Below are 14,567 nucleotides of genomic sequence, written 5' to 3' on the forward strand. Positions count from 1 at the left end.
TTACTTATCCAAGTAGCGGAACATCGTTTTCGACTTAAGAAGACTTAAGCACTAAAATAATATATCATACACCTTAATCTCTTTCAACACCTAGCTCGATTTTTATTTGGTTTAATAGTTTCTTCTCTCGCTCAGTTAATCGTGATTCATCAATCAGATCAGGTCGTCTTTCATACGTTCGTTTCATTGATTCATATTCTCGCCAGTCATCAATTTTTTGATGATTACCTGACAACAAGACATCTGGTACTTGATGACCTCGAAAATCTTGCGGACGTGTGTATTGTGGGTGTTCTAACCAAGGCGTAGAAAAAGAATCCCGTTCTGCAGATTCTTCGTTCCCTAATACTTCGGGCAATAAACGAATCACACTATCGGTCACAACCATAGCCCCCAGTTCACCGCCAGTTAATACGTAATCACCAATTGATATTTCGTCTGTTGCTAACTCAGTACGAATTCGTTCATCGTAACCCTCATAGTGACCGCAGATCATAATCAAATGGTCTTCCTCAGCTAGTTCTTCAGCTTTTTGTTGAGTATAAGGTTCGCCTTGAGGACAAAGTAAAACAACCCTTGGTTCAGATTCACGTTGTTTTTGTAAGTCTTCTACAGCATCAAAAATCGGTTGTGGCGTAAGTACCATACCAGCACCACCACCATATGGGTAATCATCTACTTTGTTATGTTTATTCGTAGTATAGGTCCGAAAATCAATAAGGTTATATTCAAAGGCACCTTTATCCTTTGCTTTCTTCAAAATTGACGATTCAAAAACACCATGGAACATTTCAGGGAATAGGGTTAATATATCCAACTTCATCATGGGAGTAATCCTTCCATGTAATCAATCGTAATCAGTCCATTTTCAATGTCTACATCTTTCACGATCTCATCAATAAATGGTATTAGCGCATCCTTTGCACCAGGTTCAGGACGATCAACTACCCATACATCATTTGCGCCAGGTTGCATGACTTCTTTAATTCGACCAAGATGTTCCCCTGTAGTGAAATAAACCTCACAACCAATAATTTCGAAATAATAGAATTCATCGTCATCCAATTCATGTAGATCTTCAATACTAACATAAAGTGTTGTTTGCTTTAGTGGTTCAACAGATTCGATGGTGTCATAACCTTCAAACGTTAAGAGATCAAACTGTTTATGCTCGCGGTGAGACTTTACGGTGACCTCTACCATCTGATCATTCCACTCCAAAAACAATCGACTCCCAGGTTCATAACGTTCATTAAAATCGGTCACCGACATGACACGAACTTCACCTTGAACACCATGTGTATTAACAATAGTTCCTACTTTTAAATAATTTTGGTCCATGTATATCACCTATTTATTTTAACAATTTTTCCATCTTGAACAACAATCTCTCTTGCACCCATCAGTTCTTCCCAGTTATCACCGATTGAAACCTCAACGATTTCTTCTACTTCACGCTCGGTAATTTCACTACCCAATGGTAATTGCTTTAATTGTTCAAGTTGAAATTCATACCACTCGATTGACTGTTGACGCTTCAACTCTTCTTTAGCAAATTTTGCTTCAACTTTTTGAGAGTCAAATTGTTGTTTAAGAAGTTTTTTCTTTTCAAACACGAGTTGATCAATTTCTTTGCGTTTTGCAGAAATTTCATTCTCAAAATGATATTGTAATTTTTCTTTACTCGTCTCAGTTAATACTTGCTTCACTTTGGTTTGACGGATGATTTTCATGAAGATCACCTATAGTTTGTGACTTAAATCCTTGGGCATGCAAAAAAAGGGAAAGGTTTTGAAACCCTCTCCCCCTTTACATAATATCAACATAAACCTTTTTATGCGTGTCCGAATTAGCGGCATGAACCACTGTTCGAACCGCTTTTGCGATACGACCGTTTTTGCCAATCACTTTCCCAACGTCATCTTCATGTACGGTTAAATGATAACGGATTTTTTCATCCGTTTCTTCAACATTAACATGAATCTGTTCAGGATGATCAACTAACGGTGTCACAATCGTTTCAATTAAGGGTTTCATGATATCACAAATCCTTATCCGTTATTTTTTGACTCGTGAAACTTCTTCATGATGCCCTTCTCTGAGAACAAGTTACGTACTGTATCGCTTGGTTGAGCACCTTTAGTCATCCAGTCAAGTGCTTTCTCTTCATTGATTGAAACTTCTGGTGTTTCAGATACTGGATTATATGTGCCAATTTGCTCGATGATACGGCCATCACGTGGCGCGCGTGAATCTGCGACAACGACACGATAAAACGGATTACGTTTAGAACCCATACGTTTTAGACGAATTTTAGTTGCCATGTCTTACACCTCCATTAATTAACTTATCACAAGTACAGATTGTAGCAGACAGTTTAAAGCGTGTAAAGTATTTTTGCATGACATATTAAAAATCTTTATTCTTTTCATAAAAAATGACCATACTAGTCTAGCAGGAATTTTACTATCTTCGTCTAATTATTAAAGTGTAGGCTGAATTTAAGGAGGATTCTAAATGGGATTATTTGATGGCTTAATGGGAAATGCCTCAACCGCTAAAGCAGATGAAGTCGAAAAAGAATTAGGTGATTTATTAGTTGATGGCGAAAACGTTGACGTGGCCTTTAAATTGGTTCGTGACTTAATCGTTTTTACAGATCGCCGACTAATTATGGTAGATAAACAAGGAATGACAGGTAAAAAGACAGATTATCATTCCGTCCCTTATAACAGTATCTCACATTTTAGCATTGAAACAGCAGGCACTTTCGACCTCGATGCCGAACTAAAGATCTGGATTTCAAGCGGTTCCCAACCAACCATTAGTAAACAATTCAAGAAGGATAACAGCATCTATGACATTCAGAAAGTATTAGCTTCGAAGTGTACTTAATTAACATCAGACCCTAAAACAAACACCACACTATCACAGAATAACGAAAGTGATAGTGTGGTGTTTATATTTTTACATAAATGGTAAGTTCATGCCGCCTTTTTTACCTTTTTTAGAACTCGTCATTTGCTTCATCATTTTCTTCATTTCTTCAAATTGCTTTAATAAGCGATTCACTTGAGCAACAGACGTTCCTGAACCTTGAGCAATCCGTTTCTTACGGCTTGCATTAATAATGTTAGGTTCAATACGTTCTTTTTTGGTCATCGATTGGATAATAGCTTCAATATGGGATAATTGTTTATCATCCATTTGCATGTTCTTCATGCCTTTCATTTTGTTCGCACCAGGCATCATATTAACTAATTCATCAAGTGGCCCCATGTTTTTCACTTGATCCATTTGTTCTAAAAAGTCTTCAAAAGTGAATGATGCAGATTTCATTTTGTCCTGCATCTCTTTCGCTTTCTTCTCATCAACTTCGGTCTCAGCCTTTTCAATCAGACTAAAGACATCGCCCATCCCTAAAATTCGTGAAGCCATACGATCAGGGTGGAAAGGTTCAAGTTGATCTAACTTCTCGCCCATACCAGCGAATTTTATCGGTTTACCAGTGACAGAACGAATTGAAAGAGCAGCACCACCACGCGTATCCCCGTCAAGTTTCGTCAAGATTACACCACTTATGTCGAGCTGACTATCAAAACTCTCAGCAACATTGACGGCGTCCTGACCAGTCATTGAATCCACTACTAAGAAGATTTCATCAGGATTCATGTTTGTTTTAACCTGTTGTAATTCGTCCATGAGATCTTCATCAACATGCAAACGACCCGCTGTATCAATGATGACATAATCATGATGCTCCGCTTTCGCCTTCTCAATCGCTTCATTAGCAATATCAACTGGATTCGCTTCCGTTCCTTTTGAATAGACAGGCAAATCAAGTTGTTCACCAAGAGTTTCGAGTTGATCAATAGCAGCTGGTCGATAGACGTCCGCGGCAACAAGTAGGGGGTTACGATTAGAATTTTTTCGTAAATGGTTCGCTAATTTACCTGTTGTCGTCGTTTTACCAGCACCTTGCAAACCAACCATCATAATAACAGTTGGCGGTTTATTAGCAACCGCAATTTTACTTTGTTCCCCGCCCATAAGTTCAGTCAGTTCGTCACGAACCACTTTGATAACTTGTTGGCCAGGTGTTAAGCTCTCCATTACTTCTTGACCTACAGCTCGTTCTTTAATTCGTTTAATTAAATCTTTTACAACTTTATAGTTAACGTCCGCTTCAAGTAATGCCAAACGGACTTCACGTGTCATTTCTTTAACGTCTGCTTCACTAACCTTACCTTTACCCGTAATCTTCTTCATCGTTTCTTGCAGACGTTCGGATAATCCTTCGAATGCCATATGGCTGACCCCCTAGTCTAGGTTTTCCAATTGTTCTAATAATGCTTGAATATCATTATAATTCTGATGTGATAGCTTTTGTTTCATCGCTTGAATCAGTTCATGTCGCTTTTCAAAATAACGGTATAAACCGAGATGGTCTTCATACTCTTCAAGCATGAGCTCTGTACGTCTTATGTTATCATATACAGCTTGTCTACTGACATAATAAGTTTCGGAAATTTCACCTAGAGAATAATCTTCTAAATAATATAATTCCATATAATTGCGTTGTTTCTCTGTTAGCAACTTCTGATAAAAATCAAATAAATAATTCATGCGTGTTGTTTTTTCTAACATGATGACACTCCTCAGTTATTTTTTGTCATCCGAATCGTCTCCATCATTTTCAACACGTGTCATCAGATCACCAAATAAGCCATAAACAAATTGATGAGCATTAAACGGTTGTAAATCAGTGATTTGCTCGCCTAGACCAACGTATTTGACAGGTATATTAAGTTCATTTCGAATAGCAAGCACAATACCACCTCGTGCTGTACCATCCAATTTTGTTAGAACGATACCAGATACATCTGTCGCTTCTTTAAATGTTTTAGCTTGACTCAAGGCATTTTGACCAGTTGTCGCGTCTAACACGAGTAATGTCTCATGAGGTGCATCGGGGAGTTCTCGCTCGATCACTTTATGAACTTTAGACAATTCTTTCATTAAATTTACTTTATTTTGTAAACGACCGGCTGTATCACAAAGTAAAACGTCTGCACCACGAGATTTGGCTGCTTGAATACCGTCGTAAATGACTGCTGCAGGGTCAGCCCCTTCGCTATGCTTAATAACATTAACACCTGCGCGTTGTCCCCAGATATCCAGTTGGTCGATGGCACCAGCACGGAATGTATCGCCAGCAGCCATTACCACTGATTTTCCTTCTTGTTGCAACTGATAACCCAGTTTTCCTATTGAAGTTGTCTTACCTACACCATTAACACCTACAACTAATATAACGGTTAGATCACCTTCTTGAATATTTAACGCTTCAAGTGATTCATCATCGTCACCATAGTAAATTTCGACCAATTTTTCAGAGATGACTTCCTTTACTTGCTCTGTATCTTTAATATTACGACGTTTTACTTCCATTTCTAGCTCTTCTATAAACTCCATGACTGTATTAACGCCAACATCTGCTGAAATTAGAATTTCTTCTAGTTCTTCAAAGAATTCCTCATCAACTTGACGATAACGTGCCACTAGGTCATTAACTTTAGTCGTAAATGAGTCTCGTGTCTTACTTAAACCATCTTTAAATTTATCAGTCACTTCTTCTGTTTGCTTACTTACTTTATCTTTTAATTTTTTAAAGAAACTCATCGTACCTTCCTTTCTACTACATCCATTACACTCTAATTATATATCATCTCTTCAGTCTCTTCCAATTTAACTGACACCATCTTCGATACACCTGACTCTTGCATCGTGACCCCATAAAGAACATCTGCATATTCCATTGTCCCTTTACGGTGTGTAATTACGATGAATTGTGTTTGTGCAGAAAATTCCTTTAGATATTGAGCAAAACGAATAACGTTTGCTTCATCTAAAGCAGCTTCAACTTCATCTAATACACAGAACGGAACGGGTCTAACACGTAAGATCGCAAATAATAATGCAATTGCGGTCAGAGCACGCTCTCCACCTGATAAAAGACCAAGTTGTTGTAGCTTTTTGCCTGGTGGTTGAGCGATAATATCGACACCCGTTTCTAATAAATTCTCCGGATCTGTCAGTTTCAGTTCAGCATGTCCACCACCAAATAATGATTTGAATACTTTTGTAAATTGTTCTTGAATCTGGCTAAACGTCTCACTAAATTTACGCACCATTTCTTCGTCCATCTCGCCAATAATACCATTTAAAGTTTCTTTAGCTTCTAGTAAATCATTTCGTTGATCAGTCAAGAAAGTATAACGTTCTTGAATGCGATCATATTCTTCTATCGCACCGAGATTGACATGACCTAAGGCTTTAATATCTTGTTTAATCGTCTGTACCGATTGCTTTGCTTCTTCGAGATTATCTGATGGACCATATTCTGATTTTGCCCGTTCAAATGTCATAGCGTATTCATCTTGCAATTGTTGCAGACGATTTTCAAGTTCAACATCTAAACGATTCGCCTGAACTTCTTGTTTCTGTAATTGCTGAGTTTTTTCATCATATAAACGATTTTTCTCTTTTACTTCACGTTCAAGGTCATCTTTCAATTGACGTTGTTGCTCACGTTGCTCCTTGGCATCATCTAGTTGAGTATTAACTTTCACTAGGCGTTCACGATGGTTACTTAGAGAGTCCGATAACCCTTCGACCGTTTCAGCTTTTTCGTGTGATGTTTGTAATTCATGTAATTCTTGTTCTAATTGTTCTTTTTGTTGTTTTTCTTCTTCTAAAGAACCTTTCAATTGCTCCAATCGTTCTTCTTGGTTACGAACATCACTGTCTTGTTCAGCTAATTTGATTTGCAAATGGTTAAGTTGATCTTGCTGTTCATCTTGTTCTGCCTTATAAGATGATTGATTTTCAGTTAAATCGTCAATTCGTTGTTTTAACGCTGTTGCTTGCTCATCTTGATTCGAAAGCGTTTCATTTAATTGTTTCAATTGTATCTGAAATTGACTTTTATCGTCTTCATATTGTTTCGTTTCTTGATCATATACTTCTAATTGGTTATTAATATGATCTAACTGAATACGATTCGATTGTTTAGCTTGTTCGACTTCTTGTAATGATTGATTCAAGGTGTCACATTGTTTTTCAGCATCAAAACATTCTTGTTTGATTGATTCTAATTGCTTGCGTTTAGATGATAAATCTGAATTAAATTGTTCTGTTTTTATTTCATATTGTTTCAACTTTGTCTGAACATCTTCTAACTCGCGCTCACGAGTAAATAACGAAGCTTGTTGATTTTGTTTCTTAGCACCACCGCTCATAGAACCACCTGGATTGACCACATCTCCTTCTAATGTCACCAGTCGGTGGCGATGATTAATAGCTTTAGCCATAGCGTTAGCATCTTTAAGTGTTTCAGCAACGATAATATTACCTAATAAATTATCGGCGATCGAACGATAGGTTTCCTCTACTGTCACAAGTTCTGAAGCAACACCAATAAAGCCATCTAACTGCTTTATAGTATTGTAGACTTGCTCACCTACCCAGCGCGATTTCATTGTAGTTAAAGGTAGTAACGTCGCACGCCCACTTTTAGCTTGTTTTAAATAGTGAATCGCATCACGAGCGTTTTTATCGTTTTCGACAACAATATGCTGTGCCTGTCCACCTAAAGCCGTCTCAAGGGCAGTCACATAATTTTGATCCACATCAATTAATTGGGCAACTGCACCATGAATCCCTGACAATTTTCCTTTTTCTTTGGCTTGTAAAATCGATTTAACCCCGTAATAAAACCCGCTATAAGATTCTTTCATATCTTCTAACATATCTTTTTTCGAACGTAATTGTTCGATCATTCGATAGGCTTGGTTAAGTTTATCATCATCAGCTTGAATCTCTTCTTGCAAAGTATCACGTTTAGATTTTTGATCCTCAAAAATATCACGTTTCGTTTGCAATTCCTTATTTAGTTCTGTTTCTTTTTGTTCATTGTCTGCTAAAGTTTGCTCAAGCTGTTCACGTTCACTTAACATTTCGTTGAAGCGTGCATCTAGCCGTTCTTTTCGTGATTCTAACTGTTCTAATTGCTTATCAATAGAATGTTTCTCATTTCGATTAGCTGCTTGATCATTCAAAAGATCAATATACTCAGCCTTCAATTGTTCGATGGTGTCTTCGATATTTTCATCTCCAGACGCCATAGCTCGCTTAAGTTCGTTGATTTGATCTTTTGTTTCTTGACGCGACGATTTCAGTACGTTAAGTCTAGATTGATAATCATCAAAATCAAGTTGAAGTTGATCAATTTGATTTTGGTGTGATTGAATGGATTGTTCGAGCTTTTCCTTGCTTTCGTCATAATGTTTAAGCCGTTCAACTAAAACATTCTTCTGTCCTTCAAGTTGTTCAATCTCTTGTGTTAGTGACAGTTTTTCATCTTGTAATTTGTTAATTTGTTGTTCTAAATGATTAATGGTATTGGTCTTGTCTTCTAAGTTTGCTTCATCCTGTTGTATCACCGTTTTTTCTTCGGTCAATGCCGATTTAAGTTGTTCAATGGAATTTAATAATTGTTCCCAATCTTGATGAATGGTTTCTATTTCAGCTACAAGTAATGAGACTTCTACTTGTTCTAACTCATCACGCTTAGTCATGTATTGTCTTGCGATATCAGCCTGCTCTTGAAGCGGTTCTAACTGACCTTCAATTTCATGAATGATATCTTCAACACGACTTAAATTATCTTCTGTTTCATCAAGTTTCTTTTGGGCGTTTAATTTACGTTTTTTATATTTTAATACACCTGCTGCTTCTTCAAAAATGCTACGACGTTCTTCTGATTTAGAGGATAGAATTTCTTCAACTTTTCCTTGGCTAATGATTGAAAAAGCTTCCTTACCTAAGCCAGAATCCATAAATAAATCTGTAATATCTTTTAAGCGGCAAGGTTGCTTGTTTAATAAGTATTCGCTATCGCCTGAACGGTACACACGTCTTGTGACCGCAACTTCATCATAATCAATTGGTAATTGATGATCATGATTATCTAAAACAAGTGTTACATCTGCAACGTTTAGCCCCTTTCGAGTATCGCTACCCGAAAAAATGACATCTTCCATTTTCGAACCGCGTAGGGATTTAGCTGATTGTTCACCTAGCACCCAGCGGATGGCATCAGTAATATTCGATTTGCCACTTCCATTGGGACCAACAACTGCTGTCACTCCTGGAACGAAATCGACTGATACACGTTCTGCAAATGATTTAAATCCGACTGTTTCAAGTTTTTTTAGGAACATGACTTTATACACCTACTCATTTCATGCTACACTTTAATTTATGTATACGTTAATTAATCTCTTTAAAAGAGGTAAAGTCTGTTGTTGAATTGTGATCCGTTCTCGGTGGACGCTTTCCGCGGGCACGGCTCGAGCCAGGCAACTTCATCGAATAAGCTTCTTTGTTACTTGCACCGAGGAAGCCTACTTCGAAGCTTTGCTAGAAGACGCAGGTGCATCCCTCGGCCGAAAAGCGTGGCCTGCGGGGTCTCGAGACACGTGCTGTTCCCGTGACGGCCCGGACGGCCTAATGTCAACGTTGGTCACAAAAGCTGATTTCATAAGCTTCTTCGACTATTCTGCGCCGAGTACTCGCAGGCGCAGGACGTGACCGAACTTAGTTGACCAGGAGTCGCCACCTTCGCTTCTCACAATTCAACAACCTGGTAATTACACATTTTCAAATTAACACTGACTTTAACAGTACTATTACCTACACTGATGTAAAATCAACGCTATGATTGTCAACCTTTACATTTTATCATAAATCAGGAGTTCACAGAAGGCTCATTACAACGAATAGGAGAAGTGATTTTATGAATTTAAATGAAGCAACAGAAGAAAACCTAACATACATCATTGAAGACTTAGCTCAAGAACTGCAGGTATTAAATGCTGCCCTATTAAAACCAGGAGATTATGATCTTGATCATTACTACGATATAAAGGACATTTACGATATGGTTAAAGCCCAAGGACAGGTAAGTGTTGCAGAAATCAATGCAATTATCAATGAACTAAGTAAATATCGTAAGTAAAAAATGACCAGCCTTTTAAAGGTTGGTCATTTTTTATCATTAATCTGTTTGTTGTAATGCTTCTTTCGCTGCTTCTTGTTCTGCTTCTTTTTTCGAACGACCGCGTCCCTCACCAATTTTATTATGATTTAAGAAAACGCCTGCAATAAATTCGCGATTATGATCAGGTCCTTGCTCATCAATTATCTGATAGGAGACGTTTTGACCTTTCTTCTGCATTTTTTCTTGTAACTTGCTCTTATAATCCATCACATGCGAAAAAGCACCAGGTTCAATACTTGGGAAAATATTTTCTTCTAGAAACGCTAAGGCTGTTGTAAAACCTTTGTCCAAATAAATCGCACCCATTAAAGCTTCGAAAGCATCTGCCAAGATAGCTGAACGCTCTCTGCCACCAGATACCTCTTCACCTTTCCCAAGTAACAAATATTGCCCTAAAGATAATTGTCGATTAAATTGTTCAAGCGATGGTTCGCAAACGATATTCGCACGAAACTTAGTCAATTCACCTTCGCTCATGTGAGGGTATTGTCTAAACAAATATTGAGAGACTGCCAACTCTAATACAGCATCCCCTAAAAATTCTAATCGTTCATTATCTTCTAGTGATTGATCTCGATGCTCATTAACATATGATGTATGCATAAAAGCTTGTTTTAATAATGATTCGTTTTCAAAATAAAGATTAAAACGTTCTTGAAATTGTTTGATATCCATACTGTCACCTTTTTCTAATAGCTTTTACTAAAGTCCATTGTTGATTTTGTGATCCGCTATCGGTGGAAGCTTTCCGCAGGCACGAGTCGCCACCTTCGCTTCTCACAATTCAACAACTCAGTGCTACATCATTTAAAAATCAACACTATACTTTAACAGAGGCTTTCTAATAGAAAATGAGGATGACATCATGAGCCATCCTCTACTTTCTCAGTTACTGACTGCTGTTTATGTAATTAACAGCATCACCTACTGTATTAATTTTTTCTGCATCTTCATCAGAAATTTCTAAATCAAACTCATCTTCAAGCTCCATTACAAGCTCTACAACGTCTAATGAGTCTGCTTCTAAGTCATCTTTAAATGAAGCATTTTCAACTACCTTTGATTCGTCTACGTCTAAACGTTCAACGATGATTTTTTTGACACGATCAAATACGTCTGCCATGTCGTTCACCTCCCTTCAAAGAACCATAATAACTTTACTATTACATGACCATACCACCATCAACATGTAAGGTCTGGCCAGTCATGTACTTCGCATCATCAGTAGCTAAAAAGCGAACTACGCGCGCGACATCTTCTGGATCACCTAGACGATTAAGCGGAATCATATCATACATTTGTTGCTTCTGCTCATCTGTTAAATCCTCAGTCATATCTGTTGCAATAAAGCCAGGAGCAACAGCATTAACATTAACATCTCGTGCCGCTAATTCTTTTGCTACTGATTTTGTCATACCAATCACACCAGATTTAGCTGCTACATAATTAACTTGTCCAGGGTTACCCATGACACCAACAATTGAAGCAACATTAACAATCTTACCGCCACGTTGCTTCATCATTTGTCGTGTCAAGCCTTTAATACAATTGAACACACCTTTAAGATTCGTGTCAATAACTTCGTCAAATTCTTCTTCTTTCATACGCATTAACAGATTATCTCTTGTAATTCCTGCATTATTCACTAAAATATCGACAGAACCAAATTGGTCCACCGTTTGTTTGATCATGGCGGTAACCTCTTCAGAATTTGAAACATTTGCTTGATATGCTATAGCTTCTTGTCCAAACTCTTTAATCTCCTCAACGACTTCATCTGCTCTCGCTTGATTACCAGCATAGTTAACGACAACATTCGCACCATTTTTGGCTAATTCTAAAGCAATCGCTCGGCCAATACCACGTGAGGCACCTGTTACAAGAGCTGTTTGACCCTCTAGCATTATGATTCCTCCTTTAAGTCAGCAATAAACGCGTTCAATTGCTCAACGTCTTGAATATTATATATTGTAGCCCGTCGATGCACTTTTTTAACCAGACCGGCTAACACTTTACCTTGTCCTATTTCCACAAAAGCATCAACGTCTTGTTCGACCATGTTTTCAAGTGTTTGCTTGAATTTCACAGGGGAATATAGTTGTTCGATTAAAAGAGAACGTATAGCTTGCTCATCTTGTGTCGGTTCTGCTGTCACATTGGCATAAACAGGAATAGCTGCTGACTGAATTGGAATTTCTTCTAAAATCGCCTTAAATTGATCGCTCGCTGGTCGCATTAAATCTGAATGAAACGGTCCACTCACATTTAATGGTAGCGCGCGTTTTGCACCAGCTTCTTTTAACTTCTCAATCGCTTGATTGACACCTGACACTGTACCAGAAATAACCGTTTGGCCAGGGCAATTATAATTGGCTACATTAACTGTTTCACCAGAATCAGTTATAGCTTTCGTGATCTCATGAGTGGTCTCATCATCTAAACCTAGGACGGCTGCCATTGTACCTTGACCACTCGGCACTGCTTCCTCCATCAATTTACCACGTTCGTTAACAACTTTAATAGCATCTTCAAAAGAAATTGACCCAGCAGCATATAAAGCTGTATATTCTCCTAAACTATGTCCTGCTACCATGTCTGGTTCAATACCTGCTTGACGAATATGCTCTAAGATCGCAACACTATTTAATAATAAAGCTGGTTGTGCATTCTCTGTTTTTGTTAATGTTTCTTCTGGCCCGTTTAACATTAAATCAGATAACTGATAACCTAAAACATCATCCGCGCGCTGAAATAATGCTTGTACATCATCAAATTGATCATAAAATGCTTGGCCCATCCCAACTTCCTGAGATCCTTGTCCAGGAAATAAAAAGGCTAGTTTAGTCATTTTGTGACTCCTTCCCTTCATTCATTGCTTCGACATCTTGTTGAATTAAATAACTAACATCTTGTTCAACAATACTATATGTTTGTTTAATCGCACTAAAAATTGCTCTTCCATTTGATGACCCATGAGCTTTAATGACTGGTGCTGCTAGGCCGAAAAGTGCCGCACCACCATACTCTGAATAATCTAATTGATCTTTAATACCTCTTAAATCTGATTTAACCATACCAGCTGCTAATTTGGATTTAAGGTTTTTCGAAAAAACAGATTTAATCATTGAAAACATCGACATAGCCGTACCCTCTATTGACTTCAAGGCAACATTACCTGAAAAACCGTCAGTCACGACTACATCGGCGACACCTTCTAATAAATCTCGGGCTTCAACGTTGCCTACAAAGTTAATTGGGGCTTCTTCCAACATTTCAAAAGCTTGTTTCGTTAATTCAGTGCCTTTACCATCTTCTGTTCCGACATTTAATAAGCCTACACGTGGTGCTTTTATTTGTCTAACATTTTCAACGTAGACTGAACCCATGATGCCGTATTGCATTAAATGTTGAGCTTTCGCTTCTACATTAGCTCCCACATCTAGTAGAAGAAATCCACTTCCATCAATGGTTGGTAACGTTGGACTTAAAGCTGGTCGCTCAATTCCTTTAATCCGACCGACTTTAAATAATCCCGCGCTCATTAAAGCACCCGTATTACCTGCTGAAATACAAGCATCAGCATCACCATTTTTTACTGCTTCAGCCATTAAAACCATTGAGGCGTTCTTTTTTTTCTTGACGACTCGGGCAGGTTCATCATCATTTTCGACTTTTTCTGTTGTATGGTGAATCGAGATTCGTTCAGATGACTCATTTAAGAGAGGCTTGATTTGTTCTTCATCACCAAACAAAATAAATTCTACTCCATCGTAATGACTAATAGCTTCCTTTACACCCTCAACAACAGCATTTGGAGCGTTGTCACCGCCCATGGCATCTATTGCAATTTTCATATCGGTTAACTCCTTTTATTAATCAGTTGATCGATACATATGAAAACGACCATGAAAGACAACTTCTTCATCAACGTAACTCGTAACGTCCACAATCGTATGGCCTTTATCATCATCACCTTGTACTTTCGCCTTCGCAATCACTCGCTCGTGCAATTTTACAGGACGAGTGAATCGTATATCGGATTGCGCCGTTAAAGCTAATTCATCATCTATAACAGCAACAGCTAGAGAATTAGCTTGAGCAAATAAATGATGACCTCTGGCGATTTGATTCCGGGAAAATACATGTTCAGAACTTATATCAATAAGTGATATGGCGGATTCATCTAATTCTAAATGAACGACTTCACCAATCACTTCATCCAATGGTAGTGCTTTAACTGTTTCATCCCATTGTTTTTCGGCAACATACTTAATTCGTTCACGTAATTCTGGAATTGATAATTCTAACCGATCTAGACGGATAGTTTGAATACTGACACCGAATTTGTTAGCTAATGCTTCATCTGTGATAAATGGTGTTTCATCAATCAGTTGAGTTAACTGTTCTTGTCGTTCTTTTTTCTTTTGTTTCATGTCATACACCG

17 protein-coding genes are annotated in these 14,567 nt (G+C 37.9%); 2 read left to right on the top strand and 15 right to left on the bottom strand.

The window, feature by feature from the left end; translation table 11 throughout:
• Nucleotides 1-73: 73 nt before the first annotated feature.
• From trmD to rpsP, 5 genes are all read right to left on the bottom strand, one after another.
• Complete coding sequence (trmD, locus tag J2S77_RS05305; protein ID WP_306975509.1) at nt 74-823, bottom strand: tRNA (guanosine(37)-N1)-methyltransferase TrmD; 750 nt, start codon at nt 821-823, stop codon at nt 74-76.
• Nucleotides 823-1,341: a ribosome maturation factor RimM gene (gene rimM / locus J2S77_RS05310; protein ID WP_306975336.1), complete on the bottom strand. Its 519-nt coding sequence runs from the start codon at nt 1,339-1,341 to the stop codon at nt 823-825. The genes trmD and rimM overlap by 1 nt, the downstream gene beginning before the upstream one ends.
• 5 nt (nt 1,342-1,346) lie before the next feature.
• Nucleotides 1,347-1,733: a YlqD family protein gene (locus J2S77_RS05315; protein ID WP_306975338.1), complete on the bottom strand. Its 387-nt coding sequence runs from the start codon at nt 1,731-1,733 to the stop codon at nt 1,347-1,349.
• A 76-nt stretch (nt 1,734-1,809) separates the two neighbouring features.
• Complete coding sequence (locus J2S77_RS05320) at nt 1,810-2,037, bottom strand: KH domain-containing protein (RefSeq protein ID WP_167260009.1); 228 nt, start codon at nt 2,035-2,037, stop codon at nt 1,810-1,812.
• A gap of 14 nt (nt 2,038-2,051) precedes the next feature.
• A complete protein-coding gene (gene rpsP / locus J2S77_RS05325) occupies nt 2,052-2,324 on the bottom strand; it encodes a 30S ribosomal protein S16 (protein ID WP_167260007.1) in 273 nt (90 codons plus the stop codon).
• Nucleotides 2,325-2,517: 193 nt separating this feature from the next.
• Between rpsP and J2S77_RS05330 the strand changes: the two genes are divergently transcribed.
• The gene (locus J2S77_RS05330; protein WP_306975341.1) at nt 2,518-2,895 is read left to right on the top strand and encodes a PH domain-containing protein; all 378 of its coding nucleotides are present in this window, start codon (nt 2,518-2,520) and stop codon (nt 2,893-2,895) included.
• 72 nt (nt 2,896-2,967) lie between these two features.
• Here the strand turns inward: J2S77_RS05330 and ffh are convergent, their stop codons facing one another.
• Genes ffh through smc form a run of 4 tightly spaced genes read right to left on the bottom strand, consistent with a single transcriptional unit; the run spans nt 2,968 to nt 9,284 of the window.
• On the bottom strand, nt 2,968-4,308 hold the full coding sequence (ffh, locus tag J2S77_RS05335) for a signal recognition particle protein (RefSeq protein WP_306975343.1): 1,341 nt from the start codon (nt 4,306-4,308) through the stop codon (nt 2,968-2,970).
• 12 nt (nt 4,309-4,320) lie between these two features.
• Nucleotides 4,321-4,647 (bottom strand): putative DNA-binding protein, encoded by a 327-nt coding sequence (locus J2S77_RS05340; RefSeq protein ID WP_306975344.1) that lies wholly within the window; start codon nt 4,645-4,647, stop codon nt 4,321-4,323.
• A gap of 15 nt (nt 4,648-4,662) precedes the next feature.
• On the bottom strand, nt 4,663-5,682 hold the full coding sequence (gene ftsY / locus J2S77_RS05345) for a signal recognition particle-docking protein FtsY (protein ID WP_306975346.1): 1,020 nt from the start codon (nt 5,680-5,682) through the stop codon (nt 4,663-4,665).
• Between the two features lie 32 nt (nt 5,683-5,714).
• A complete protein-coding gene (gene smc, locus J2S77_RS05350; RefSeq protein WP_306975348.1) occupies nt 5,715-9,284 on the bottom strand; it encodes a chromosome segregation protein SMC in 3,570 nt (1,189 codons plus the stop codon).
• Nucleotides 9,285-9,859: 575 nt separating this feature from the next.
• Here smc and J2S77_RS05355 point away from each other — a divergent pair.
• Nucleotides 9,860-10,081 carry a DUF1128 domain-containing protein gene (locus tag J2S77_RS05355; protein ID WP_306975350.1) on the top strand — a complete coding sequence of 74 codons (222 nt, stop codon included), beginning with the start codon at nt 9,860-9,862 and terminating at the stop codon, nt 10,079-10,081.
• Between the two features lie 39 nt (nt 10,082-10,120).
• On the opposite strand, the gene rnc is transcribed toward J2S77_RS05355, so the two are convergent.
• The 6 genes from rnc to fapR all read right to left on the bottom strand — a co-directional run bounded on the left by rnc (nt 10,121) and on the right by fapR (nt 14,556).
• Nucleotides 10,121-10,798, bottom strand: a complete 678-nt coding sequence (rnc, locus tag J2S77_RS05360; RefSeq protein WP_306975352.1) for a ribonuclease III — start codon at nt 10,796-10,798, stop codon at nt 10,121-10,123.
• 214 nt (nt 10,799-11,012) lie between these two features.
• A complete protein-coding gene (locus J2S77_RS05365; protein ID WP_167259993.1) occupies nt 11,013-11,246 on the bottom strand; it encodes an acyl carrier protein in 234 nt (77 codons plus the stop codon).
• A gap of 40 nt (nt 11,247-11,286) precedes the next feature.
• A complete protein-coding gene (gene fabG / locus J2S77_RS05370) occupies nt 11,287-12,027 on the bottom strand; it encodes a 3-oxoacyl-[acyl-carrier-protein] reductase (RefSeq protein ID WP_306975354.1) in 741 nt (246 codons plus the stop codon).
• Nucleotides 12,027-12,971: an ACP S-malonyltransferase gene (gene fabD / locus J2S77_RS05375; protein WP_306975356.1), complete on the bottom strand. Its 945-nt coding sequence runs from the start codon at nt 12,969-12,971 to the stop codon at nt 12,027-12,029. The genes fabG and fabD overlap by 1 nt, the downstream gene beginning before the upstream one ends.
• Nucleotides 12,964-13,977: a phosphate acyltransferase PlsX gene (gene plsX / locus J2S77_RS05380; protein WP_306975358.1), complete on the bottom strand. Its 1,014-nt coding sequence runs from the start codon at nt 13,975-13,977 to the stop codon at nt 12,964-12,966. The genes fabD and plsX overlap by 8 nt, the downstream gene beginning before the upstream one ends.
• Nucleotides 13,978-13,995: 18 nt before the next feature.
• The gene (gene fapR / locus J2S77_RS05385) at nt 13,996-14,556 is read right to left on the bottom strand and encodes a transcription factor FapR (RefSeq protein ID WP_306975360.1); all 561 of its coding nucleotides are present in this window, start codon (nt 14,554-14,556) and stop codon (nt 13,996-13,998) included.
• Between the last annotated feature and the right edge of the window lie 11 nt (nt 14,557-14,567).

This window comes from Alkalibacillus salilacus (assembly GCF_030812915.1).
Taxonomy (GTDB): domain Bacteria; phylum Bacillota; class Bacilli; order Bacillales; family Alkalibacillaceae; genus Alkalibacillus; species Alkalibacillus salilacus.

What these genes read in the sequence shown, in the direction of transcription:
- trmD (WP_306975509.1), bottom strand. Translation starts at nt 823, where the DNA reads ATGAAGTTGGATATATTAACCCTATTCCCTGAAATGTTCCATGGTGTT.
- rimM (WP_306975336.1), bottom strand. Translation starts at nt 1,341, where the DNA reads ATGGACCAAAATTATTTAAAAGTAGGAACTATTGTTAATACACATGGT.
- J2S77_RS05315 (WP_306975338.1), bottom strand. Translation starts at nt 1,733, where the DNA reads ATGAAAATCATCCGTCAAACCAAAGTGAAGCAAGTATTAACTGAGACG.
- J2S77_RS05320 (WP_167260009.1), bottom strand. Translation starts at nt 2,037, where the DNA reads ATGAAACCCTTAATTGAAACGATTGTGACACCGTTAGTTGATCATCCT.
- rpsP (WP_167260007.1), bottom strand. Translation starts at nt 2,324, where the DNA reads ATGGCAACTAAAATTCGTCTAAAACGTATGGGTTCTAAACGTAATCCG.
- J2S77_RS05330 (WP_306975341.1), top strand. Translation starts at nt 2,518, where the DNA reads ATGGGATTATTTGATGGCTTAATGGGAAATGCCTCAACCGCTAAAGCA.
- ffh (WP_306975343.1), bottom strand. Translation starts at nt 4,308, where the DNA reads ATGGCATTCGAAGGATTATCCGAACGTCTGCAAGAAACGATGAAGAAG.
- J2S77_RS05340 (WP_306975344.1), bottom strand. Translation starts at nt 4,647, where the DNA reads ATGTTAGAAAAAACAACACGCATGAATTATTTATTTGATTTTTATCAG.
- ftsY (WP_306975346.1), bottom strand. Translation starts at nt 5,682, where the DNA reads ATGAGTTTCTTTAAAAAATTAAAAGATAAAGTAAGTAAGCAAACAGAA.
- smc (WP_306975348.1), bottom strand. Translation starts at nt 9,284, where the DNA reads ATGTTCCTAAAAAAACTTGAAACAGTCGGATTTAAATCATTTGCAGAA.
- J2S77_RS05355 (WP_306975350.1), top strand. Translation starts at nt 9,860, where the DNA reads ATGAATTTAAATGAAGCAACAGAAGAAAACCTAACATACATCATTGAA.
- rnc (WP_306975352.1), bottom strand. Translation starts at nt 10,798, where the DNA reads ATGGATATCAAACAATTTCAAGAACGTTTTAATCTTTATTTTGAAAAC.
- J2S77_RS05365 (WP_167259993.1), bottom strand. Translation starts at nt 11,246, where the DNA reads ATGGCAGACGTATTTGATCGTGTCAAAAAAATCATCGTTGAACGTTTA.
- fabG (WP_306975354.1), bottom strand. Translation starts at nt 12,027, where the DNA reads ATGCTAGAGGGTCAAACAGCTCTTGTAACAGGTGCCTCACGTGGTATT.
- fabD (WP_306975356.1), bottom strand. Translation starts at nt 12,971, where the DNA reads ATGACTAAACTAGCCTTTTTATTTCCTGGACAAGGATCTCAGGAAGTT.
- plsX (WP_306975358.1), bottom strand. Translation starts at nt 13,977, where the DNA reads ATGAAAATTGCAATAGATGCCATGGGCGGTGACAACGCTCCAAATGCT.
- fapR (WP_306975360.1), bottom strand. Translation starts at nt 14,556, where the DNA reads ATGAAACAAAAGAAAAAAGAACGACAAGAACAGTTAACTCAACTGATT.